Source organism: Microbacterium sp. SY138 (assembly GCF_039729145.1).
GTDB classification, from domain to species: domain Bacteria; phylum Actinomycetota; class Actinomycetes; order Actinomycetales; family Microbacteriaceae; genus Microbacterium; species Microbacterium maritypicum_A.
The window spans coordinates 463,843-484,451 of sequence record NZ_CP155793.1 but is presented as its reverse complement, the minus strand read 5'-3'; the positions used below and the strand labels follow the sequence as shown (position 1 = coordinate 484,451).

Sequence of the window (20,609 nt, the reverse complement as noted above, 5' to 3'; positions counted from 1 at the left end):
AGGGGTCATCCTTTCACCGCGCCAGCCATGATGCCACTGACCAGCTGACGCCCGGCGACCACGAAGAGCACGAGCAGCGGGAGGGTCGCGAGCACCGCGCCGGCGAGCACGATCGAGTAGTCGATGTAGTAGCCCGACTGCAGCTGGCTGAGCGCCGTCTGCAGGGTCGGATTCTGCGGAGAGAGCACGATCAGCGGCCACAGGTAGTCGGTCCACGCCGTCATGAAGGTGAAGAGTCCGAGGATAGCCATGGCCGGCCGAGCCGCGGGGAGTCCGACGGTCAGGAAGGTGCGGAACTGGTTGGCGCCGTCCATACGGGCGGCCTCGATCAGCTCGTCCGGGATCACATCGACCAGGTACTGCCGCATGAAGAAGACGCCGAACGCGGTGACGAGTGTCGGCACGATGACCGCACCGATCGAACCGGTCCAGCCGAGCTCGCGCATCAGCATGAACAGGGGGATGATGCCCAGCTGCGTCGGGATCGCCATCGTCGCGATCACGAAGATCATCAGCCCGTCGCGGCCCTGGAACCGGAGCTTGGCGAAGGCGTAGCCCGCGAGCGTGGAGAAGGTGACGACCGAGAGCGTGATGATGCCGGAGATGAGGAACGAGTTGCCCAGCGCCAGCCAGAACGGGATCGCGTCGAAGACCTTGGCCGCGTTCGTGAAGAAGTTGCCCCCGGGGATCAGCGGCAGCGTCTCACCGCGGGTGGCGTTCGTGCCGCTCGCGACGACGACCGACCACCACAGCGGATACACGCTGCCGATGATGAACGCGGCCAGGAGCCCGTATGTGAGGAAGCCGGGGCGGCTGCCGATCCCGGCGGTGCCGGATGATGCACTCCGGCGACGGCGGATCTTCTCGGGGACGCTCAGCGCCTGCGTGGCGGTCATCGCGCGTTCTCCTCGGTCGTGGTGGCGATCGTCGTTCCAGCAGCCGCCGCGGTCGCGGCCGCGTCGGTGGTGTGCGCGCGGCGGCGGGCCGCACGATTCTTCGGGCCGTCTCCGGTGGAGATCCGTCGGGAGATGAGGAAGTTGATCACGCCGATCCCGACGATCAGCAGGAACAGCAGGATGGCGACGGCCGATGCCTCTCCGAGGTTGCGACGGAAGAACGCCAGTTCCCAGAGGAACAGCACGGTGGTCTGGAACTGCCGGTCGCTGCCGCCGATGCCGCCGGCGGTCGACACGTCGAACAGGCGCGGCTCGGCGAAGATCTGCAACCCGCCGATCGTCGCCGTGATGATGACGAAGATCAGAGTGGGACGGATCGTGGGGATGGTGATCGAGAAGAAGCGGCGCGCGGCGCCGGCCCCGTCGAGGGCCGCCGACTCGTAGAGGTCACGCGGCACGGCCTGCATCGCGGCCAGCAGGATGAGGGCGTTGTAGCCCGTCCAGCGGAAGTTCACCATGACGGCGATCGCGATGTGCGACAGCGCGGTGTTGTGCTTCCACTCCTGGTCCGCGATGCCGATGAGGTTGAGCAGGTTGTTGGCCAGACCGTCGGCCTCGTTGAAGATGCTCGAGAAGATGATGGCGACCGCGACCGGGGTGACCACGAACGGGATCAGCACGCTCATGCGCCAGAACGTCGGGGCGCGCAGGCCCCGGTCGAGGAGGTAGGCGATCACGAGGGCCACGGCCAGCTGCGGGATCGCGGAGAGCAGGAAGATGCTCAGGGTGTTGCCGATCGAGTTCCAGAACATCGCGTCGCCGAGGATCTCGACGAAGTTGCCGACCCCGACGAACTCGCCTTCGCCCTTGAGTAGGTCCCACTCGTGCACCGCCACCCAGACCGTGTAGAGCAGCGGGAACAGGCCGACCAGCCCGAACAGCAGGAAGAACGGCGAGATGTAGAAGTACGGCGAGGCGTTCTGGTCGAACCGTGAGACGCGGTGGCGCCAGGAGCGTTTCGGTGCGGCATCCTTCGCGGGGGATGCCGCGCGCTGCTGTTCCGCGGGCGGGGCGGTGAGTGTCATGGGGTGTCCTTGTCCCGGGGTTCCGAGGAGTTCCGGTCGCAGTTCCTGCCGCCGGCCGTGGGGTGGCGCCGGCGGGAACTGCGACCGGAAGGGGGATGTCAGCCGACGAGGTCGTTCAGCAGACCGATGGCCTGGTCCCAGGCGCCCTGGGTGTCGGTGTCGCCGCGGTCGAGGCTGCTGAGCGCCGGACCGAAGACGTTCTCCTGGATCACCGAGTCATCGGCACCCTTGAACTGGGCGACGACACCCTTGGCGCGCTCGGCGAGGATCGCCCCGGTCGGCGCGTCGTTGAAGAACGCGTTCGGCGTCGCATCCGCGGCGAGCGTCTCCTGCGCCTTGATCGTCGAGGGGAAGTTGCCCGCGGCGGCGGACTGCTTGACCTGCTGCTCGGGCTGCGTCAGCCAGTCGGCCAGCTCGGCAGCCGCCTTCTTGTGCTGCGAGGTCTCCGGGATCGACAGGAACGCGCCACCCCAGTTGGCCGCGCCGCCGGGGAACACATCGGCGAAGTCCCATCCGGTGGACGCATCGCCGCCGCCGGCCTCGACCTGGCCCTGCACGACGCCGAGCATCCAGCCCGGGCACACGAAGGTCGCGAAGGTGCCGTCGACGAACGACTTGCCGCCGTTCCAGTCCCAGGCCGTCTGTGCGGCGGACTGGCCGCCCTCGGTCGCGGCACCCAGCAGCTCGAAGCGCTCCTTGAGCTCGGCGTTGTCCTCGACGTTCAGCTTGCCGTCGGTCGTGTAGTAGCCCTCGTCGAGCTGGTTCACCATGGCGTTCCAGACGAAGCCGGAGTGGTCGTACCAGGCCTTGCCGGTCTTCGCGGTGTAGTCGGCACCGACCTGGAAGTAGTTCTCCCAGTCGCCGTTGAGGAGCTCGGCCACCGACTCGCGGTCGCTCGGGAGCCCGGCCGCCTCGAACGCAGCGCCGTTGTAGCAGATACCGCTCGGGCCGATGTCGGTGCCGTAGCCGATGACGCGGCCTTCGGCGTCGGTCGCCTGGCCGTACTTCCAGTCGACCCAGTCGTCCTTGCGGTCTTCGATGCCGTAGTCGCGCAGGTCGACGAAGGTGTCGGAGACGTCCATGATCGCGCCGAGCCAGCCCTCTTCGACTGCGACGATGTCGCTGAGGCCGGAGCCGGCGGCGATCTTGGTGAACGCATCCGTGCGGGCGTTGCCGCCGGTGTCGATGTTGGTCGCCTCGATCGTGACGTTCGGGTGGGCCTTCTCGTACTCCTTGTAGAGATCTTCGTAGCCGAAGGTGCCGAACGTGGTGACGGTCAATGTGACCTCTTCATCGGCGCTCCCCTCCGTGGAATCGCCGGTGCTGCCGGAGCAGCCGGCGAGGGCGAGAGCGGAGACGGATGCCACGGCGGCAGTCACGAGGATCCGGTTGCGGGCACGTGTGTTCACAGTTCACTCCTTTGTGGTGGTCGTGCGGTGAGTGGTGCGTCGGGACGTCGTGGGAGCGCTCCCACGAACTGAGCAGTCACTCTATGGGAGCGCTCCCACGGTGTCAACCCAGCCGCCGCGGGGTACCCTTGGGCAGTGCCCGAAGCCACGCTCTCCCCTGCCCTCGTCCGCGCCGAAGCCCTGATCCGCAACGTGCCGGACTACCCGCAACCGGGCATCATCTTCCGCGACATCACGCCACTCCTCGCCGACGCCGAGGCCCTCCGCGTGACGACCGAGGCGATCATCGAACCCTTCGCCGGCCAGTTCGACGTGATCGCGGGCATCGAGGCGCGCGGCTTCATCCTCGCCAGCGCTGCCGCCATCGCCGCAGGCGTCGGACTCATCCCGATCCGCAAGGCCGGCAAGCTGCCGCGCCCCGCGGCATCCGTCGACTACGCCCTCGAGTACGGCACCGCCACGATCGAGATGCACGACGACCTGCCCCCCGGATCCCGCGTGCTGCTGATCGACGATGTGCTCGCCACCGGAGGGACCCTCGCGGCCGGACGCGAGCTCGTCGAGCGCCTCGGCAGCCATGTCATCGGCATCTCGGTGCTGTTCGAGATCGACAGTCTCGGCGGCCGCGAGGCGGTCGGCGACCTGCACACCGTCTTCCACTCCGCATAACCCCCACCCCCCCACTCCCTCACGCCCCCACGCACTGCTCGTCGGGTGCACGGGTACTCGGCGAGCGCACGGCATCCCCCCGCACACCGGCCGTGCACTCGGCGAGATGTCGTGCACTCGGCACCGAGGGGGCGGAGGAGCGAGGGGGCGAGTGGGCGAGTGAGCCGAGGGCAGTAGACTGGATGCGCCCGTCCGCCCGCGACTCTTGGAGCCGTCATGCCCACCATCGTCGTCGACGTCATGCCCAAGCCCGAACTGCTCGACCCGCAGGGGAAGGCCGTCTCCGGCGCCTTCGCCCGCCTCGGCGTCGAGGGCTTCACCGACGTCCGCATCGGCAAGCGCTTCGAGCTCACCGTCGAAGGCGAGGTCACCGACGAGGTTCTCGCCGAGGCCCGGCGCATCGCCGACGAGGTGCTCTCCAACTCCGTGATCGAGGACGTCGTCGGCATCGAGGTCGCGGAGTGACCGTTCGGATCGGCGTCATCACCTTCCCCGGCTCGCTCGACGACCGCGACGCCCAGCGCGCCGTGCGCATCGCCGGCGCAGAGCCGGTCGCCCTGTGGCACGGCTCGCACGACCTCGAGGGCGTCGACGCGCTCGTCCTCCCCGGTGGCTTCAGCTACGGCGATTACCTGCGCGCCGGCGCGATCGCCGCGCTCTCGCCGATCATGAGCGAGGTCAAGGATGCCGCCGCGAAGGGAATGCCCGTGCTCGGCATCTGCAACGGCTTCCAGATGCTCGTCGAGGCGCACCTGCTGCCCGGCGGCCTGATCCGCAACAACCACCAGCACTTCGTGCGTCGCGACCAGAAGCTCACGGTCGAGAACTCCGACACCGCGTGGACCAATGCGTTCCGCACCGGCCAGGAGATCGTGATCCCACTCAAGAACGCCGACGGCGGCTACATCGCCGACGAGCAGACCCTCGACCGTATCGAGGGCGAGGGGCTCGTGGCCTTCCGCTACGCCGGAGTCAACCCGAACGGATCGCTCCGCGACATCGCCGGTCTCACCAACGAGGCGGGCAACGTGGTCGGGCTCATGCCGCACCCCGAGCACGCCACCGAGGCGGGCTTCGGCCCCGACACCGCTGTCGCCATGCGCAGCGGCATCGACGGACTCGACTTCTTCACGAGCGCCATCGCCGCGGTCGCCCGCGTCGCCGCATAACCTCAGGCCGGTCCGCCGTCAGGCGGGTCCGCCGTCAGGTCAGTCGGCAGGCAGGGTGAACGGATTGTCCCCCGCCGCCGCGAGCAGGTACCAGGCCGTCGCGCCCGTGTGCAGGCTGGCGTAGTAGAGGTCGCCGAAACCCGAGTCGAGACCGTCGTTCGAGGTCGCGACGATCCCCTTGCCGTCACCGTTCGGAGCATCGCGCTGCGCCAGACGGATGCTGCTCAGCAACGTCTCGGCCCGGTCGGCGTCTCCCGGGCCGTCGCGGAGCGTGAGAGCGAGCGCGAGGTGTCCGCTCCCCTCGAACCAGGCCTTCGACACATCGACCTCGCTGATCGAGGGGCCCGTGTACGGGCCGTCGGTGGCGATCAGGTTCGCGAGCGTCCAGTCCAGCGCGGCGCCGTAGCGCGGGTCGCCGGTGGCGAGTGAACCCCACGTCTGCGCATCCAGCGGAATGGGACGGGTGTTGATGGTCGAACCGTCGAGGCCCGTGCCGGTGTCGACGTGGCCGTCCGCACTCTGCATGGCCGCGACGAAATCGGCGGCGACCGCTGCCCGCTCGGACCACACGGGGTCGCCGGTGAGCTGAGCCAATTGCGCGAAGAACCCCGAGACGTCGCTGTTGTGCTCGGTGGACTTCCAGGTCAGCGACGTGCCGTCCTCGAGCTGACCCCCGGTGTACCCGTACGGGGCTCGGACCATGTCGGCCGTGTTGTCCTGGATCCACTGGCCCACCCGCAGCGCGCCGTCGAGGTACCGCGAATCTCCGGTGGCGTGCGCGAGACGCGCGAGAGCCAATCCGACCCACGCCTGGTTCCCGGTGAAGCTGCCGGGGCCGGTGATCTCCACCCGCCCCTCGCGGATGCCGTGCGGTTCGTACGACGCCCGTGTGCGGCCGTCGCCGATCGGGTCGTTCTCCTGCACGAAGAGCAGGGTGTCGCCGATCGCCCGCGCGCGACGGAGGTCGTCCGGAAGCCCCCTGGCGGTGTACGCGATGATCACGAGCGCATCGTCGTAGACGAACGAGGGGGTGAAGTCCCAGCTCGGAGTGGTGAAGAATCCGCCCTCGTAGCTGCGCGGCAGACAGTGTCCGGCTCCATCGCAGAACTGGTCGACGCGCGTATCCAGGAACTCGTAGGCCAGCGCGACGGACTGCGAGGGATCCAGGCCACTCGCACCGGATGCCTGATCATCCGACGGGCGCATGGCTCCCCCCGCGGCAGGAGCCGCGCCCACCAGCACAACTGCGGCGACGAGCGCGGCGGCGACCGCCCACGGCGCCGATCGGCGCGAAGATCCGGACATCGAGACCCCTCGGTCTGAACCGCGCGCGGGTCCGCAGCACGCGGGTGACCGGCAGGTCACCCAGCGAGCCTCGCACCCCGCATGCGCTCGCAGAAGCGGCGAAGGTCTAGAGATGGCTCTCCGATCGGCGAGTCCTCCGAACCGACCCGGCTACCGGTTCGCCGGTCCCCCCGGGAGGCGGAGCGGTACCTCAGGCGAGCGCCGGCGGCCAGACGCCGATGATGATCGCCATGACGACGACCGTGACCAGCTCGTGCGCGATGTTCAGCGTGGTGAGTCGGGTCGAGCGCCCCTCGAACGCGTCGTGCGTGATGAAACGGGCGGCCGTGAACCCCGCCCACAGCGTGACAGCGGTGACGACGGCGCCCCAGAAGTACGATCCGCCGTAGAAGTGCCACGCGATCGACGAGGCGCCGGCGAGCACCCAGGCCGTGATGAAGCTCACGATGACCGTGGTGATGATCGGCCAGGCCGCTGTGGCCGCAGGACGATCCATGTCGACGTTCGCGAGCTTCGACCAGCGCGTGCCGAACACCTTCGGGGCGTACCAGACCGAGCCGACGAGCATGCTCGACGCGGTGGCCAGCAGGACCGCCCAGTAGTTGATCTCGGGAACCATGACAGCCTCCACTCATCGGATGCCTCACCCTACTCCCCGCCTGCGATCGCACCGCCGGCGACACCGGCATGAGACCGCGACGGATGCCTGACCACGGACGCTCGACGATCATGCAAATGGCCGACCGTCATGCAAGTGGCGCGGCCTCGGCCGGCGGAATCCGCGGCACCGAACCGATTCGATCCCCGCTCTGGCATGAATGTAAGCGTTTGCACTAGCCTGTTCCCATGGCACAGCTTGAGCAGATCGCAGCCCCCGGTTCCGAGTGGTGGCGCAGCGCCGTCATCTACCAGATCTACCCCCGATCCTTCGCGGACGCCTCGGGTGACGGCATCGGCGACCTGCCGGGCATCACCAGCCGACTCGATGCGCTGCAGGAGCTCGGCGTCGACGCGATCTGGCTGAGCCCGTTCATGACCAGCCCGCAGCGCGACGCGGGTTACGACGTGGCCGACTACCGCGACGTCGACCCGCTGTTCGGCACGCTGGCCGACTTCGACGACATGCTCGAGGCCGCCCATGCCCGCAACATCCGCGTGGTGGTCGACCTGGTGCCGAACCACTCGTCCGACCAGCACGTCTGGTTCCAGCAGGCGTTGAAGGCCGGCCCGGGCAGCCCCGAGCGCGCGCGCTACATCTTCCGCGACGGCAAGGGCGAGAACGGCGAGCTCCCGCCGAACAACTGGGAATCCGTGTTCGGCGGCGGCATGTGGGAGCGCGTCGTCGAGGCCGACGGCACGCCGGGCCAGTGGTACCTGCACATCTTCGACGCCACCCAGCCCGACTTCGACTGGACCAACGAAGAGGTGCGCGAGGAGTTCCGCTCCATCCTGCGCTTCTGGCTCGACCGCGGTGTCGACGGGTTCCGCGTCGACGTGGCCCACGGCATGATCAAGGCCGAAGGCCTGCCCGACTACACGCCCCCGAGCGATGCCGACTCCATGGGCGGCGGCGAGTCGAACGTGCCGTACTGGGGCCAGGACGGCGTGCACGACATCTACCGCGACTGGCACAAGGTGCTCGCCGAGTACGACGGCGACCGCGCCCTGTGCGGCGAGGCCTGGATGCCGACGCTCAAGCAGACGGCCCTGTGGGTGCGTCCGGACGAGATGCACCAGACGTTCAACTTCCCGTACCTGATGACGCCGTGGAACGCGAAGGCCCTCGGCGACGTCATCCGGGAGTCGCTCGACGACTTCGGCGCGGTCGGCGCCCCGAGCACCTGGGTGCTCTCGAACCACGATGTGGTGCGCCACGCCTCGCGCCTCGCGCTGACGGCGGACAACCCCCAGGGCGAGGGCATCGGCCCGAACACCCCGAGCAAGCCCGACACCGCGATCGGCCTGGCCCGCGCCCGCGCCGCGACCACGCTGATGCTGGCACTGCCCGGTTCGTCGTACCTGTACCAGGGCGAAGAGCTCGGCCTGCCCGAGGCCATGGAGATCCCGGACGAGTACCGTCAGGACCCGACCTGGTTCCGCACGAACGGCGAGCGCTACGGTCGTGACGGATGCCGCGTGCCCCTGCCCTGGGAGGCCGAGGCTCCGGCCTTCGGATTCAACGACACCGGTCTCTCGTGGCTCCCGCAGCCCGCAGACTGGGCGGCCTACGCCCGCGACGTCGAAGAGGTCGATCCCGCATCGACGCTCGCGCTGTACAAGCGTCTGCTGGCCGCGCGCCGCGAGCACGGCTTCGGCAGCGGCTCGCTGGTCTGGGAAGACGCCGGTCCCGACGCGGTCGCCTTCCGACGTGGTGACGTGCACGTCGTCGCGAACCTCGGCACGGCGCCGATCGAGCTGCCGGCCGACGCCTTCGTGATGCTGCAGAGCCAGCCGTTCGAAGGCGCGTCGATCCCGGTCGACACCGCCGTCTGGTACACCACAGCGACGCAGGCCTGACACGCCCTTCCGGTCGCGATTCCTGTCGCTCACGCCCGCGTGAACCGGCAGGAATCGCGACCGGAGCACTTTCGACAGAGGAACACATGGCCAGCATCGATGAGGTCGCCCGGCTCGCCGGAGTCTCCACCGCGACCGTCTCCCGCGCACTGAGCGGACGCGGTCACGTATCGGAGTCCGCGAAGGAGAGGGTGCAGGCCGCGGCGCAGTCGCTCGGCTATGTCGTCTCGTCGCGGGCGTCGAGCCTGGCCTCGGGTCGCACCCGCAACGTCGGGGTGATCGTGCCCTTCCTCGACCGGTGGTTCTTCAGCACGGTGCTCTCCGGCGTCTCCGCCGCGCTCATGCGCGAGGGCTATGACATCACGCTGTACAACATCACTGCCGACAAGGACGTACGTCGGCACGTGTTCGACACCTTCCTGCGCCGACAGCGCGTCGACGCCGTGATCGCGGTGTCGATCGAGCTCGACGAGGACGAGACGCAGTATCTGCTCGACCTCGGACTTCCTGTGATCGCGATCGGCGGTCCGAACCCGAAGCTCGACACCCTCACCGTCGACGATGTCGCGGTCGCGCAACTTGCCACCGAGCATCTGATCAGCCTGGGCCACACCGATATCGCGCACATCGGGGCGAACCCGGAGTTCGACATCGACTTCCACATCCCGACCAACCGCCGCCTGGGGTTCGAGAAGGCGCTGGCGAAGGCGGGCATCCCCCTCAACCATGCCTTCCTCGAGCCCGCCGACTTCACGGTCGAGGGCGGCTACCGGGCGGCGAAGCAGCTGCTCGGCCGCCCGGGCCCCCGCCCGACCGCCGTGTTCGCGGCCTCGGACGAGATGGCCATCGGCGCACTTCTCGCGGCCCGAGACCTGGGCTTCAGCGTTCCCGAGGAGCTGTCGATCGTCGGCATCGACGGGCATGAACTCGGCGAGTTCTTCCGCCTGACCACGGTCGATCAGTTCCCGCTCGGACAGGGCGAGCGGGCAGCCGATGCCGTGCTGGCGAAGCTCGCCACCCCCGACGCCGTGCACATCCCGTCGGCGCTGCCCTACGAGCTGAACGTGCGCGGGACCACCTCCCGCCTGCTCTAGCGTTCACATAGGGTGGCGTCGCGCCAGGTGCGATAGCCGCCGTCGAGGTTGCGCGCGTCCACGCCTCGCTGCCGGAGGATCCGCGTGGCGATGTGCCCACGCAATCCGACCTGGCAGTGCACGATGACGGGTCCATCGGACACCTCGTCGAGCCGTTCTCTGAGCTCGTCGAGTGGCACGTTGACGGCGCCGGGAATCGCGCCGGCAGCATGCTCGGCCGTCGAGCGCACGTCGATAAGTGTCGCTCCCCCACGCTGCTCGTCAGCGAGTTCATGCCATTGGATGGTCGGAGTCGTGCCGGAGCGGGTGTTCTCGGCGACGTAGCCGAGGATGTTGACCGCGTCCTTCGCCGAGCCGAACTGCGGGGCGTAGGCGAGTTCGAGATTCGCGAGCCCGGCGGCCGTGATACCGGCCTGCATGGCGGTCGCCACCACGTCGATCCGCTTGTCGACACCGTCTCGCCCCACCACCTGCACACCGAGGATCACGTCGGAGGCCGGGTCGGCGAGCATCTTCATGGACAGCGTCTCGGCGCCGGGGTAGTAGCCGGCGTGGGATCCGGGATGCACATGCACGACGTAGAAGTCACGTCCTGCGGCCCGGAGCTGCCGTTCACTCCAGCCCACCTTCGCTGCGTCGACCCCGAACACGCGGACGATCCCGGTGCCGAGCGCGGGGCGCGCCGTCTCCGTCCTCCCCGCGATGAGGTCGGCCACCATGCGTCCATGTCGGTTCGCGAGGCCGGCCATCGTGATGAGAGCCGTGTCGCCGCCCACGAGGTCGAGCTTCTCGACGCCGTCGCCCACCGCGAACACGTCGGGGGCGCTCGTGCGGCACATCGAATCGACCGCGATGCCGCCGGTCTCACCGAGCCGGATGCCGGCACCTTCGGCGAGCGCCGTCTCCGGTACAACTCCGGAGGCATCGATCACGAGTTCGGCGGGGACGGATGCCCCATCACTCAGCGTGACCCGCCCGGATACGGCACGCACGACCTCGACGCCGAGGCGCACATCGACGCCGTGCGCGCGGACCTCGGCGGTGATCGGTGCGGCCATCTCCGCATCGAGCGGGGAGAGGAGGTGGGATCCCCGCTGCACCAGCGTCACGGATGCGCCGCGAGCGACGAGGTTCTCGACCGCTTCCAGGCCCGTGTAGCCTCCGCCGACCACCACCACCGGAACGCCCGCCCGCGAGAGCGCGGCGTCGATCGCATCCGCGTCTTCGACCGTCCGCAGACTGCGCGTGCGGATGCCCGAGGAGGGCTCGTTCAGACGGGGGCGCGCGCCGGTGGCGAGGATCAGCCTGTCGTAGCTCTGTGTGAAGCGGCGCCCCGAGTCGATGTCCATGACCTCGACGAGCTTCTGCGCAGTGTCGATTCGCGTGACATCGTGACGCACACGCACATCGAGTCGGAAGCGGCTGCGCAGAGATTCCGGCGTCTGCAAGAGCAGCGATTCGCGTTCTGCGATCACCCCTCCGACGTAATAGGGCAAGCCGCAGTTCGCGTACGAGACCTCGGGCCCTCGTTCGAACACCATGATCTGCGCGTGCTCGTCGAGGCGGCGCAGGCGCGCGGCGGCGGACATGCCCCCGGCGACCCCACCGACGATGACCACGGTGAGCGGTTGCACGGTGGTCATCGCCGGAACATCCGCGAGAAGAAGCCGCCCTGCGCCTGCTCCTTCGGGTGTCCGGAACACCACTGCGCGGCAGGCACCGTTCGCCGCACGGCGTCGACGTGCTGACCGCACCCCGCCCAGGTCGTCTTGCCGCAGGTCTTGCAACGGACCGCTCGGCACATTTTCATCGTCTCCTCACCGATACCCCCGTGGGTATCGGTCCCCACTATACCCCCGGGGGTATAGTGGGGAGTCCAGCCGACACCCAGGGAGCGACCATGTCATCCGCAGACGCCGACACCCAGCGCAGGATCGCCAACCGTCTCAAGCGAGCCCGAGGACAGCTCGGCGCCGTCATCGCCGCGGTCGAAGAGGGTGGCGACTGCCGGGCGGTGGTCACACAGCTCGCCGCCGTCACCTCGGCTCTCGACAAGGCGGGTTTCCAGATCATCGCCTCCGCCATGAAGGACTGCATGACCGAGCCCGAGGCGGAGACGCAAGCGGCCACCGACACCCGTGGAGTGTCGATGGCCGAACTGGAGAAGCTGTTCCTCTCCCTCGCGTGACCGGCGGCGCGGGTCAGCTCGCGACGATGAGACCCTTCGTCGCCGTGCGGGCGGCCTCGAAGCGGCGCTGCACATCGGGCCAGTTCACGAGGTTCCAGAACGCCTTGACGTAGTCGGCGCGCACGTTGAGGTAGTCGAGGTAGTAGGCGTGCTCCCAGACGTCGAGCTGCAGCAGCGGGGTGACGCCGAGCGGCGCGTTGCCCTGCTGGTCGAACAGCTGGAAGATCACGGGACGCGCGCCCACGCTGTCCCAGGCGAGCACGGCCCAACCGGATCCCTGCACACCGAGTGCGGTCGCGGTGAAGTGGGCGCGGAAGGCGTCGATCGATCCGAAGGCGTCGACCAGTGCGGCCTCGAGCTCACCCTCGGGTGCTCCGCCGCCCTCGGGCGAGAGGTTCTGCCAGAACACCGAGTGGTTGATGTGGCCGCCGAGGTTGAAGGCGAGGTCCTTCTCGAGCTTGTTCACGTTCGCGAGGTCACCCGCGCTGCGGGCGGCGGTGAGCTGCTCGAGTGCGGTGTTCGCCCCCGTGACGTAGGCCTGGTGGTGCTTGGAGTGGTGCAGCTCCATGATCTTGCCCGAGATGTGCGGCTCGAGGGCCGAGTAGTCGTACGGCAGCTCGGGGAGTGTGTAGAGCGTGGTCATGACGTCTTCCTTTCAGTGGTTGTTGTCGTGTGGAAGTGCGTGGAAACGGCGATCGATGTACACCAGAGGGCGCCCGGAGAGACCAGGCAGCACCTCGATGACCTCGGCGATGACCACGGTCGACGAACCGACGGCGACCGTCTGGATCGGACGACAGCGCAGGGCCACCCTGGCCTCGGGGAGGTGCGGTTCGCCGGTCGGCAGCGTGGCCCATCCCTGCTCGGGCGTGAACCGCTCGGACCCGCTGACCGCGAAGCTCTGGGCGAGATCGGAGTGCTCGTCGTCGATGAGGTGCACCACGAAGGTGTCGGCACCGAGGATCGCTCCTGCAGAACCGGTGGCACGGGTCACCGAGAACACGATCGCCGCGGGATCGACCGCCACCGAGGCGACGCTGGACGCGGTGAGACCGACCGGCCCTTCCGGGGTGCTCGCGGTGATGATCGCGACTCCCGCCGGGTGGGTGCGGAAGGCGGCTTTGAGCGCCTCGCCGATCGGCGTGGGTACGGGTGTCGCGGTCATCGACCTGCCTCCATCATCTGCTGCTGCTTCGCATGTGCCAGCATCTCATCACGTTCGACGAGCTTCGTCCGCTCGCGACCGCGCTCCGCTCCGGCCCCGCGCTCGGCGGCGTCGATGCGCAGCCAGCCGTCGAGGTCGACCGCCTGCGAGAGATGGGCGATCGGATCGATGTCGCGCGCCTCGCGCTCGATCGCATCGAGGTCGTCGACGACGTGGCCGATCGTCTGCGCGGCATCCGACTTGGTCGACCCGATCAGCCCGACCGGGCCGCGCTTGATCCAACCGGTCGCGTACAGTCGCGGGATCGGCGCTCCGTCCGCATCGACGACGCGACCCTCGACGTGCGGCACGACGCCGCGAGCGGCGTCGAACGGCACCCCGGGAACAGGTGTCGAGCGGTAGCCCACTGCGCGGTAGACGGCTCCGACGTCATAGCGCAGCAGCTCCCCCGTGCCGACCATGCGGCCCAGCTCGTCGGATGCGGTGCGTTCCATCTCGATACCGGTGACCGCGTCCGTGCCGAGCACGCGCACCGGACGCTGCCGCAGGTGCAGGTGGATGCGGCGCGAGGCGGTGCGGCTCGCGGGATCGAGGGCTGCCCATTCGGTCATGGTGCGCACGACGATACGGCGCTGCGAGAACTGCGCCACCATCCGCTCGGCGTGCTCGTCGAGGGCGAGCTCGTGCGGGTCGACGATCACATCGACGTCGTCCTGCTCGGCGAGCTCGCGCAGCTCCATGGCCGAGAAACGCACGTCGGCCGGGCCCCGACGGGCGAACAGGTGCACGTCCCGCAGCGGGCTGGCAGCGAGCTGGTCGAGCACGGCATCCGGGGTGTCGGTGTGGGTCAGCGCCGACGCATGCTTGGCGAGGATCCTCGTCACGTCGAGCGCCACATTGCCGGCGCCGAGCACCGCGACCGCCTCGGCGGCGAGCGGCCAGGTGCGCGGCGCATCGGGGTGCCCGTCGTACCAGGCGACGAAGTCGGCCGCGCCGAACGAACCGGGCAGGTCGATGCCCGGGATGTCGAGAGCGACATCGAGGTCGGCCCCCGTGGCCACGATCACTCCGTCGTACGCGGCACGCAGCTCGTCGATCCCGATGTCCACGCCGACCTCGACGTTGCACCGCAGCCGGATGCGCGGGTTCACGAGCACCTCGTGCAGGGCATCCGTGATCTTGCGGATGCGGGGATGGTCGGGCGCGACGCCGTAGCGGACCAGACCATACGGTGCCGGGAGCTTCTCGAACAGGTCGATCGATGCGGTCGGCACCCGGTCGAGCAGGATGTCGGCCGCGTAGATGCCCGCGGGCCCCGCGCCGACGACGGCGATGCGCGGTTCGGCGTTGGTCATGCGTGTTCCCCCTGTGGTGCGAGCGCGGCGATGATCGGGTGATCGAAGGCGAGCATCCCCGTCTTCGCGGCGCCTCCCGGCGACCCGAGCTCGTCGAAGAACTCGACGTTGGCCTTGTAGTAGTCCTGCCACTCGTCGGGCAGGTCGTCTTCATAGAAGATCGCCTCGACCGGGCACACCGGCTCGCAGGCACCGCAGTCCACGCATTCGTCCGGGTGGATGTAGAGCGAGCGTTCGCCTTCGTAGATGCAGTCGACAGGGCATTCGTCGATGCAGGCCTTGTCCTTCACATCGACGCACGGCAGGGCGATCACATAGGTCATCGCGGGGTCTTCGTCCGGGTCACGCTGTCCTCATTCGTTCGTTCGGCCCGTCTCCGAGCCACCCCTCAACCGTAAAACCTCAAGTACACTTGAGGTCAAATCGAGGGACGGCAGACGGAGGGAGAGCACGCCGGATGAGTCCGCACGCACCAGACGAGCCGCTGACGATCGGCGAGATGACCCGACGCACCGGGGTCGCCGCCTCCGCCCTGCACTTCTACGAGACGCTCGGCCTGATCGCCTCGACCCGCACGCCCGGCAACCAGCGCCGCTACGCCCGGCACATGCTGCGTCGTGTCTCGCTCATCACGGTCGCGAAGCGCCTCGGCATCCCGCTGTCGGACGTGCAGACCGCGTTCGCCGACGTGCCCCTGACCGAGACTCCGAGCCACGCCGATTGGCAACGAGCGTCGAGGCGCTGGAAGCGCGAGCTCGAGAAGCGTCGCGAGGGCATCGAGCGCCTCGAGCGCGAACTGACCGGATGCATCGGCTGCGGGTGCCTGTCGATGAAGGCGTGCGGCCTGCTCAACCCCGACGACGCCCTGGGCACCCAGGGCGCCGGCCCCCAGCGCCTGCGGGACTGACGCCTCTTTCCCGCGCGGACGGTCTCTGACATGATCGCGGAAACGCCATGAAGGGACACCGCCGATGAAGAAGCTCCCCACCACCGAAGAGATCGTCAGGATCCGCCGCGACGCGCTGCTCAACCGCGCCGTCGAGGCGTACAAGTTCTTCTACCCGACGGTGTCGATGGTGCTGAACTTCGAGTCCATCGAAGAGCTCGGGGCGCCCGCCAACCGCGGTCTCCTGATCCAGCTCACCACGCCGGACCTCGTCACCCTCACCCAGAACTCGGACACCCCCTACGGACTCGGGTTGGGCGACACGACCGACGGCCCCGTCGTCGTCGAGCTCCCCGCCGGTCCGCTGATCGGCGTGATCGATGACACGAACTTCCAGTTCGTCACCAACATGGGCGTCGTCGGCGAGGACGAGGGCAAGGGCGCCAAGTACCTGTTCGTCCCCCCGGGGTACGACGGACCCCTGCCCGAGTCCGGTTACATCGTCAAGCACCCCCCGACGAACAGGTTCCTGATCTGCGCGCGCGCACCGTTCCCCGACCCGGAGAAGGGGAAGGCACTGCTGCGCACGCTGAAGGTCTACCCCTGGGCCGATGCGGAGAACCCGGCACCGAACGTGTTCGTGGACATGTCCGACCGCAAGGCCGTCGCGAACCCCTGCGTGGTCGACGGAACCATCGACTATTGGCATGCCCTCAAGCGCGCACTCGACATCGATGTGCCGTCCCCCGCGCTCTACAACCAGTACGGCATGCTCGCCGACCTCGGCCTGCGGGCAGACCGCCCCTTCGCGCCCGACGCGGAACTCGTCTCGATCCTGTCCGAGGCAGCCGAGAAGGGGAACGAGCAGCTCGTGGTGGCGGCGTTCGCCGACGACGCACCGGAACGGCTCGTCTGGCCTGACCGCAATTGGGAGTGGGTGGTCTACTCCGAGGGAGATTTCGGGTACTACGAGAAGAACTTCCTCAACCTCTCGGTGCGGGAGCGCTGGTTCTACCAGGCCACCCTCGAAACCGACAAGATGTTCATGCACAAGGAGGGCGCCGGCTCGCTCTACTGGCTCGCCGCGGTCGATGCGGACGGGGCCGCACTGGATGGGGCCACGTCGTACACGTTGACCGTTCCCGCACCCGTGCCCGCCGCTCAGTTCTGGTCTGTCACCCTCTATGACCTCGACACCCGCTCGGAGATCAACACCCCGCAGTTCAAGCCCGTGCTGACAAGCCTGCGCGACGACCTCGCGCCCGACGGATCCGGCGGGATCACCCTTCATTTCGGTCCCGATCGACCCCGGGATGAGGTGCCATGGCTGCAGACCACCCCCGGTTCGCAGTGGTTCGCCTACTTCCGGATCTACGGCCCAGGCGCCCCCGCGTTCGACGGCACCTGGAAGCCCTCCGACTTCCAGAAGGCCTGAACCGAGCAGACCGGGTCGATCGCGAGGTGCGCTCGCCCGCCGCGGCGGGTCAGCGCACCTCGAAGTCGGCGGAGAGGAGCACCTCTTCGCGGGAGCTCGGGCCGACCAGCAGCTCGAACGCGCCGGCCTCGACGATGCGGTTGCCCGCGGCGTCGACGATGGTGCAGTCGGCGACCGGCAGCTCCAGGCGTACCCGCACGGATGCGCCGGGGGTGACGTCGACCTGGCGGAAGGTCTTCAGCTCCTTGTCGGTCCAGCTCACGCTCGTCACGGAGTCGCGCACGTACACCTGCACGGTCTCGCGCACCGGCCGAGTGCCCGTGTTCGACACCGTGACGTGACCGACGATCGTGTCGGACTTCCCCAGCGTCGTCGCCTCGAGCGTCAGGTCGGAGTACTCGACCGTCGTATACGACAGCCCCTCGCCGAACGCCCAGGCCGGTGACTGCGTGAGGTCGGCGTAGCGGTCACCGTGCTGTCCGCGGATCTGGTTGTAGTACGTCGGCTGCTGACCGACGTGGCGCGCGAACGAGATCGGCAGGCGCCCGGACGGCTCGGCCGCGCCGGAGATGATGTCGGCGAGCGCACGGCCACCCTGCATGCCGGGGTTCGCCGCCCAGATCACGGCGGCAGCCTTCGAGGCCGATGCCGGGAGCACGAGCGGCTTCGAGGCCAGCAGCACGACGACCACGGGCGTGCCGGTCGCGATGAGCGCATCGATCAGGGCGTTCTGCCCGCCGATGAGTTCGAGCGTCGCGGTGGAGCGCCCCTCGCCGACCAGCTCGATCCGATCACCCACGACCGCGACGACGACGTCGGACTCGGATGCCGCGGCGACGGCTTCCGCGATCATCGCGGCATCCGGCTCGCAAGCCTTCACGACCGGCGGACGCGGCTGCTTGTCGGGGAAGAACGGCCCCTGCGGGTCTTCTTCGAGAGTGAGGATGTCGGCGCCGCGGGCGTGCGTGACGGTCCAACCGTCGATCGCCTGCAGCCCGTCGAGCACGGTGGTGATCATCTCGCGCGGCTGACCGTCGAGCCAGCCCGCCTGCCCGGAGCCGCCGGCCCAGTCGCCGAGCTGCGTCTGCGCGTCGTCGGCGAGCGGACCGGTGACCGCGACCTTCAGCGCGGAGGTGGGATCGAGCGGCAGCACGCCGTCGTTCTCGAGCAGCACGAGCGAACGGCGGGCGACCTCGAGGTTCAGCTCGGCGTGCACGGCACTGCCCACCACGGCGTCGAGTTCCGTGCCCGGCAGGCGCGGGTTCTCGAACAGGCCCAGCTCGAACTTCAGGGTCAGGATGCGGGCGGCCGCCGCATCGAAGGCGTCCTCGGCGAGCATGCCCCGAGCGACGGCGTCGAGCGCACCCTCGAAGAAGGCCGGCGTGGTCATGATCATGTCGTTGCCCGCCCGCACGGCCGCAGCAGCCGCGTGCGTGATGTCGGGCTGGATCCGCTGCTCCCACACCATGCGCCCGACGTTGTCCCAGTCGGTGATGAGCGTGCCGATGTAGCCCCACTCGCCGCGCAGCACATCGCTGAGCAGCCAGTCGTTGGTCGTGATCGGCACTCCGTCGGTGGTCTGGTAGCCGAGCATGAACGTGCGGCACCCCTCGCGGGCGACGCGCTCGAACGGCGGCAGGAACCAGGAGATCAGCTTGCGCCGTGAGATGTCGGCCTCACTCGCGTCGCGCCCGCCCTGGGTCTCGGAGTACCCGGCGAAGTGCTTGGCGGTCGCGAGGATCGCGGTCGGGTCGTCGAGTCCGTCGCCCTGGTAGCCGCGCACCATCGCCGAGGCCAGCTCGCCGATCAGGAACGGGTCTTCGCCGAAGGTCTCGTCGATGCGGCCCCAGCGCAGATCGCGGGCGATGCACAGCACCGGCGAGAAGGTCCAGTGGATGCCGGTCACCGCGACCTCTTCGGCCGTCGCGCGGGCGACGCGTTCGACGAGGTCGGAATCCCACGATGCGGCCATGCCGAGCTGCGTCGGGTAGATCGTCGCACCGGGCCAGAACGAGTGGCCGTGGATGCAGTCCTCTCCCACCAGCAGCGGGATGCGGAGCCGGGTCTGCGCGGTGAGCTCGTTCGCCCGCAGGATGCGCTCGGGCGAGGTGTGCAGGATCGATCCGGCGTGACGGCGGGCGATGTGGTCGTCGATGTCGTCGCGGGCATCGAGCTGGAGCATCTGCCCGACCTTCTCCTCCAGCGTCATGCGGCTGAGGAGGTCGGCCACCCGCTCGGGGATCGAGAGTGCGGGGTCCTGGTACGGGAGCTGGGTGGTCAGGGTCTGAGAGGTCATCACTTCGTGTTCTGGGTCGAGTTCGGGGTCGAGGTCTTCGAGGAATCGGAGGTGTCCGGCGAGGTCGCCGACGTTACGGGATCGGAGGTCGTCTTCGGCAGGGGCACGCTGCGGACGGCCGTGACGGCGTCGTTCACGTTCAGCCCCTTCTTCTTCATCGCCCTGGCCCGCTCGCCGGCCGAGCGCAGGCGCGGGTTGACGTACTCGTCGATGCCGAAGTTGATGAGAGAGAGGGCCACACCGATGATCGCGATGCAGAGCCCTGCGGGCACGTACCACCACCACAGACGCGGGAAGGCGCCGTTCTGCTGCGCCCAGAACAGGATCGTGCCCCAGTTCAGATTGCTCACCGGGATCACCCCGATGAACGCCAGCGTGGTGAGGCCGAGGATCGCGGCGGTCACGGTGCCGACGAAGCTCGAGGCGATGAGCGCCATCAGGTTCGGCAGCATCTCGACCGTGATGATCCGGCGCAGCGGTTCGCCGTTCGCACGCGCGGCCTGGATGAAGTCGCGGTTGCGCAGCGACATGGTCTGCGCGCGCAGCACGCGAGCGCCCCAGGCCCACCCGGTGATGCCGAGCACCGCGGCGATCACGATCAGCGGCGGGTTCTCGAACTGCGAAGCGATGATGATGATGAGCGGGATGCCGGGGATCACCAGGAACACGTTCGTCAGCGCCGAGAGCGACTCGCTCTTCCAGCCGCGCACGTAGCCGGCGATTACACCGATGGTGATCGCGATGATCGTGGCGATGAAGGCGGCGAGGAAGCCGACGACGATCACACCGCGGGTGCCGTAGATGATTTGACTCAACACGTCCTCCCCCATGTGCGTCGTGCCCAGCCAGTGCTCCCAGGAGGGCGGTTGCCGCAATGCCGTGCGATCCTTCTGCGTCGGCCCGTAGGGTGAGATCCACGGCGCGAGGATCGCGATGAGCACGAACACCCCGAGGATGATGAGCCCGGCGATCGACTTGGGGTTGCGGAACATCGCGAACGCCTGGGCGAGCTGCGACCAGAACGTCTTGCGAGGCGGAGCGCCCGCCGGTGGGGTGCGCAGGGTCGCGGTCTCCGGCATGCCGGAGACGACGGCCGACCCGTCGGGCGCGGTGCTCGCGGCGGTGGTGGGAACGGTCATG

Annotated in this window: 20 protein-coding genes; 8 read left to right on the top strand and 12 right to left on the bottom strand. The window is 68.7% G+C overall.

Annotation, left to right across the window (positions count from 1 at the left end; genetic code table 11):
• Window positions 1-5: 5 nt before the first annotated feature.
• The 3 genes from ABDC25_RS02265 to ABDC25_RS02255 form a co-directional block, all read right to left on the bottom strand.
• Window positions 6-896 carry a carbohydrate ABC transporter permease gene (locus tag ABDC25_RS02265; protein ID WP_136023649.1) on the bottom strand — a complete coding sequence of 297 codons (891 nt, stop codon included), beginning with the start codon at window positions 894-896 and terminating at the stop codon, window positions 6-8.
• The gene (locus ABDC25_RS02260; RefSeq protein WP_347124633.1) at window positions 893-1,981 is read right to left on the bottom strand and encodes a sugar ABC transporter permease; all 1,089 of its coding nucleotides are present in this window, start codon (window positions 1,979-1,981) and stop codon (window positions 893-895) included. The genes ABDC25_RS02265 and ABDC25_RS02260 overlap by 4 nt, the downstream gene beginning before the upstream one ends.
• Before the next feature lie 98 nt (window positions 1,982-2,079).
• Entirely contained in the window at window positions 2,080-3,390 is a 1,311-nt protein-coding gene (locus ABDC25_RS02255; protein ID WP_021199237.1) for an ABC transporter substrate-binding protein, read from the bottom strand.
• 135 nt (window positions 3,391-3,525) lie between these two features.
• Here ABDC25_RS02255 and ABDC25_RS02250 point away from each other — a divergent pair, with 135 nt between their 5' ends.
• The 3 genes from ABDC25_RS02250 to purQ all read left to right on the top strand — a co-directional run bounded on the left by ABDC25_RS02250 (window position 3,526) and on the right by purQ (window position 5,228).
• On the top strand, window positions 3,526-4,059 hold the full coding sequence (locus ABDC25_RS02250) for an adenine phosphoribosyltransferase (RefSeq protein WP_347124631.1): 534 nt from the start codon (window positions 3,526-3,528) through the stop codon (window positions 4,057-4,059).
• 216 nt (window positions 4,060-4,275) lie between these two features.
• Window positions 4,276-4,524: a phosphoribosylformylglycinamidine synthase subunit PurS gene (gene purS, locus ABDC25_RS02245; protein WP_017204254.1), complete on the top strand. Its 249-nt coding sequence runs from the start codon at window positions 4,276-4,278 to the stop codon at window positions 4,522-4,524.
• On the top strand, window positions 4,521-5,228 hold the full coding sequence (purQ, locus tag ABDC25_RS02240) for a phosphoribosylformylglycinamidine synthase subunit PurQ (RefSeq protein WP_029266853.1): 708 nt from the start codon (window positions 4,521-4,523) through the stop codon (window positions 5,226-5,228). Before purS ends, purQ begins: the two co-directional genes overlap by 4 nt.
• 39 nt (window positions 5,229-5,267) lie before the next feature.
• Here purQ and ABDC25_RS02235 read toward each other — a convergent pair whose 3' ends face one another.
• Both ABDC25_RS02235 and ABDC25_RS02230 read right to left on the bottom strand, forming a co-directional pair.
• Complete coding sequence (locus tag ABDC25_RS02235) at window positions 5,268-6,533, bottom strand: hypothetical protein (protein ID WP_347124628.1); 1,266 nt, start codon at window positions 6,531-6,533, stop codon at window positions 5,268-5,270.
• 190 nt (window positions 6,534-6,723) lie between these two features.
• Window positions 6,724-7,152 (bottom strand): DUF1761 domain-containing protein, encoded by a 429-nt coding sequence (locus tag ABDC25_RS02230; protein WP_021199241.1) that lies wholly within the window; start codon window positions 7,150-7,152, stop codon window positions 6,724-6,726.
• 227 nt (window positions 7,153-7,379) lie between these two features.
• On the opposite strand from ABDC25_RS02230, the gene ABDC25_RS02225 reads away from it, so the two are divergent.
• Window positions 7,380-9,050, top strand: a complete 1,671-nt coding sequence (locus ABDC25_RS02225; RefSeq protein WP_021199242.1) for a glycoside hydrolase family 13 protein — start codon at window positions 7,380-7,382, stop codon at window positions 9,048-9,050.
• A gap of 86 nt (window positions 9,051-9,136) precedes the next feature.
• Window positions 9,137-10,144, top strand: a complete 1,008-nt coding sequence (locus ABDC25_RS02220; protein ID WP_021199243.1) for a LacI family DNA-binding transcriptional regulator — start codon at window positions 9,137-9,139, stop codon at window positions 10,142-10,144.
• Here ABDC25_RS02220 and ABDC25_RS02215 read toward each other — a convergent pair.
• A complete protein-coding gene (locus ABDC25_RS02215) occupies window positions 10,141-11,787 on the bottom strand; it encodes an FAD-dependent oxidoreductase (RefSeq protein WP_347124625.1) in 1,647 nt (548 codons plus the stop codon). The two genes, ABDC25_RS02220 and ABDC25_RS02215, sit on opposite strands and share 4 nt — an antisense overlap.
• Before the next feature lie 257 nt (window positions 11,788-12,044).
• Between ABDC25_RS02215 and ABDC25_RS02210 the strand changes: the two genes are divergently transcribed.
• Window positions 12,045-12,332: a metal-sensitive transcriptional regulator gene (locus tag ABDC25_RS02210; protein ID WP_021199245.1), complete on the top strand. Its 288-nt coding sequence runs from the start codon at window positions 12,045-12,047 to the stop codon at window positions 12,330-12,332.
• A 13-nt stretch (window positions 12,333-12,345) separates the two neighbouring features.
• On the opposite strand, the gene ABDC25_RS02205 is transcribed toward ABDC25_RS02210, so the two are convergent.
• From ABDC25_RS02205 to fdxA, 4 genes are read right to left on the bottom strand one after another with little or no spacing between them, the layout of a single operon-like run.
• The gene (locus ABDC25_RS02205) at window positions 12,346-12,975 is read right to left on the bottom strand and encodes a superoxide dismutase (protein WP_021199246.1); all 630 of its coding nucleotides are present in this window, start codon (window positions 12,973-12,975) and stop codon (window positions 12,346-12,348) included.
• Between the two features lie 12 nt (window positions 12,976-12,987).
• Window positions 12,988-13,497, bottom strand: coding sequence for a flavin reductase family protein (locus tag ABDC25_RS02200; protein WP_021199247.1), 510 nt, complete (start codon window positions 13,495-13,497; stop codon window positions 12,988-12,990).
• The gene (locus ABDC25_RS02195; RefSeq protein WP_347124622.1) at window positions 13,494-14,852 is read right to left on the bottom strand and encodes an FAD-dependent oxidoreductase; all 1,359 of its coding nucleotides are present in this window, start codon (window positions 14,850-14,852) and stop codon (window positions 13,494-13,496) included. The genes ABDC25_RS02200 and ABDC25_RS02195 overlap by 4 nt, the downstream gene beginning before the upstream one ends.
• Entirely contained in the window at window positions 14,849-15,175 is a 327-nt protein-coding gene (gene fdxA, locus ABDC25_RS02190) for a ferredoxin (RefSeq protein WP_021199249.1), read from the bottom strand. The genes ABDC25_RS02195 and fdxA overlap by 4 nt, the downstream gene beginning before the upstream one ends.
• Window positions 15,176-15,309: 134 nt before the next feature.
• Between fdxA and soxR the strand changes: the two genes are divergently transcribed.
• Window positions 15,310-15,759, top strand: coding sequence for a redox-sensitive transcriptional activator SoxR (soxR, locus tag ABDC25_RS02185; protein WP_021199250.1), 450 nt, complete (start codon window positions 15,310-15,312; stop codon window positions 15,757-15,759).
• A 64-nt stretch (window positions 15,760-15,823) separates the two neighbouring features.
• The gene (locus ABDC25_RS02180; RefSeq protein ID WP_029260040.1) at window positions 15,824-17,173 is read left to right on the top strand and encodes a DUF1254 domain-containing protein; all 1,350 of its coding nucleotides are present in this window, start codon (window positions 15,824-15,826) and stop codon (window positions 17,171-17,173) included.
• Window positions 17,174-17,222: 49 nt separating this feature from the next.
• Here ABDC25_RS02180 and ABDC25_RS02175 read toward each other — a convergent pair whose 3' ends face one another.
• On the bottom strand, window positions 17,223-19,469 hold the full coding sequence (locus tag ABDC25_RS02175) for a glycoside hydrolase family 3 N-terminal domain-containing protein (RefSeq protein ID WP_347124619.1): 2,247 nt from the start codon (window positions 19,467-19,469) through the stop codon (window positions 17,223-17,225).
• Window positions 19,469-20,608, bottom strand: a complete 1,140-nt coding sequence (locus ABDC25_RS02170) for an ABC transporter permease (protein WP_347124617.1) — start codon at window positions 20,606-20,608, stop codon at window positions 19,469-19,471. Before ABDC25_RS02170 ends, ABDC25_RS02175 begins: the two co-directional genes overlap by 1 nt.
• Window position 20,609 lies beyond the last annotated feature (1 nt).

What these genes read in the sequence shown, in the direction of transcription:
- ABDC25_RS02235 (WP_347124628.1), bottom strand. Translation starts at nt 6,533, where the DNA reads ATGTCCGGATCTTCGCGCCGATCGGCGCCGTGGGCGGTCGCCGCCGCG.
- ABDC25_RS02225 (WP_021199242.1), top strand. Translation starts at nt 7,380, where the DNA reads ATGGCACAGCTTGAGCAGATCGCAGCCCCCGGTTCCGAGTGGTGGCGC.
- ABDC25_RS02205 (WP_021199246.1), bottom strand. Translation starts at nt 12,975, where the DNA reads ATGACCACGCTCTACACACTCCCCGAGCTGCCGTACGACTACTCGGCC.
- soxR (WP_021199250.1), top strand. Translation starts at nt 15,310, where the DNA reads ATGAGTCCGCACGCACCAGACGAGCCGCTGACGATCGGCGAGATGACC.
- ABDC25_RS02195 (WP_347124622.1), bottom strand. Translation starts at nt 14,852, where the DNA reads ATGACCAACGCCGAACCGCGCATCGCCGTCGTCGGCGCGGGGCCCGCG.
- ABDC25_RS02230 (WP_021199241.1), bottom strand. Translation starts at nt 7,152, where the DNA reads ATGGTTCCCGAGATCAACTACTGGGCGGTCCTGCTGGCCACCGCGTCG.
- ABDC25_RS02260 (WP_347124633.1), bottom strand. Translation starts at nt 1,981, where the DNA reads ATGACACTCACCGCCCCGCCCGCGGAACAGCAGCGCGCGGCATCCCCC.
- ABDC25_RS02215 (WP_347124625.1), bottom strand. Translation starts at nt 11,787, where the DNA reads ATGACCACCGTGCAACCGCTCACCGTGGTCATCGTCGGTGGGGTCGCC.
- ABDC25_RS02210 (WP_021199245.1), top strand. Translation starts at nt 12,045, where the DNA reads ATGTCATCCGCAGACGCCGACACCCAGCGCAGGATCGCCAACCGTCTC.
- ABDC25_RS02180 (WP_029260040.1), top strand. Translation starts at nt 15,824, where the DNA reads ATGAAGAAGCTCCCCACCACCGAAGAGATCGTCAGGATCCGCCGCGAC.
- ABDC25_RS02170 (WP_347124617.1), bottom strand. Translation starts at nt 20,608, where the DNA reads ATGACCGTTCCCACCACCGCCGCGAGCACCGCGCCCGACGGGTCGGCC.
- ABDC25_RS02220 (WP_021199243.1), top strand. Translation starts at nt 9,137, where the DNA reads ATGGCCAGCATCGATGAGGTCGCCCGGCTCGCCGGAGTCTCCACCGCG.
- ABDC25_RS02175 (WP_347124619.1), bottom strand. Translation starts at nt 19,469, where the DNA reads ATGACCTCTCAGACCCTGACCACCCAGCTCCCGTACCAGGACCCCGCA.
- ABDC25_RS02200 (WP_021199247.1), bottom strand. Translation starts at nt 13,497, where the DNA reads ATGACCGCGACACCCGTACCCACGCCGATCGGCGAGGCGCTCAAAGCC.
- fdxA (WP_021199249.1), bottom strand. Translation starts at nt 15,175, where the DNA reads ATGACCTATGTGATCGCCCTGCCGTGCGTCGATGTGAAGGACAAGGCC.
- purS (WP_017204254.1), top strand. Translation starts at nt 4,276, where the DNA reads ATGCCCACCATCGTCGTCGACGTCATGCCCAAGCCCGAACTGCTCGAC.
- ABDC25_RS02265 (WP_136023649.1), bottom strand. Translation starts at nt 896, where the DNA reads ATGACCGCCACGCAGGCGCTGAGCGTCCCCGAGAAGATCCGCCGTCGC.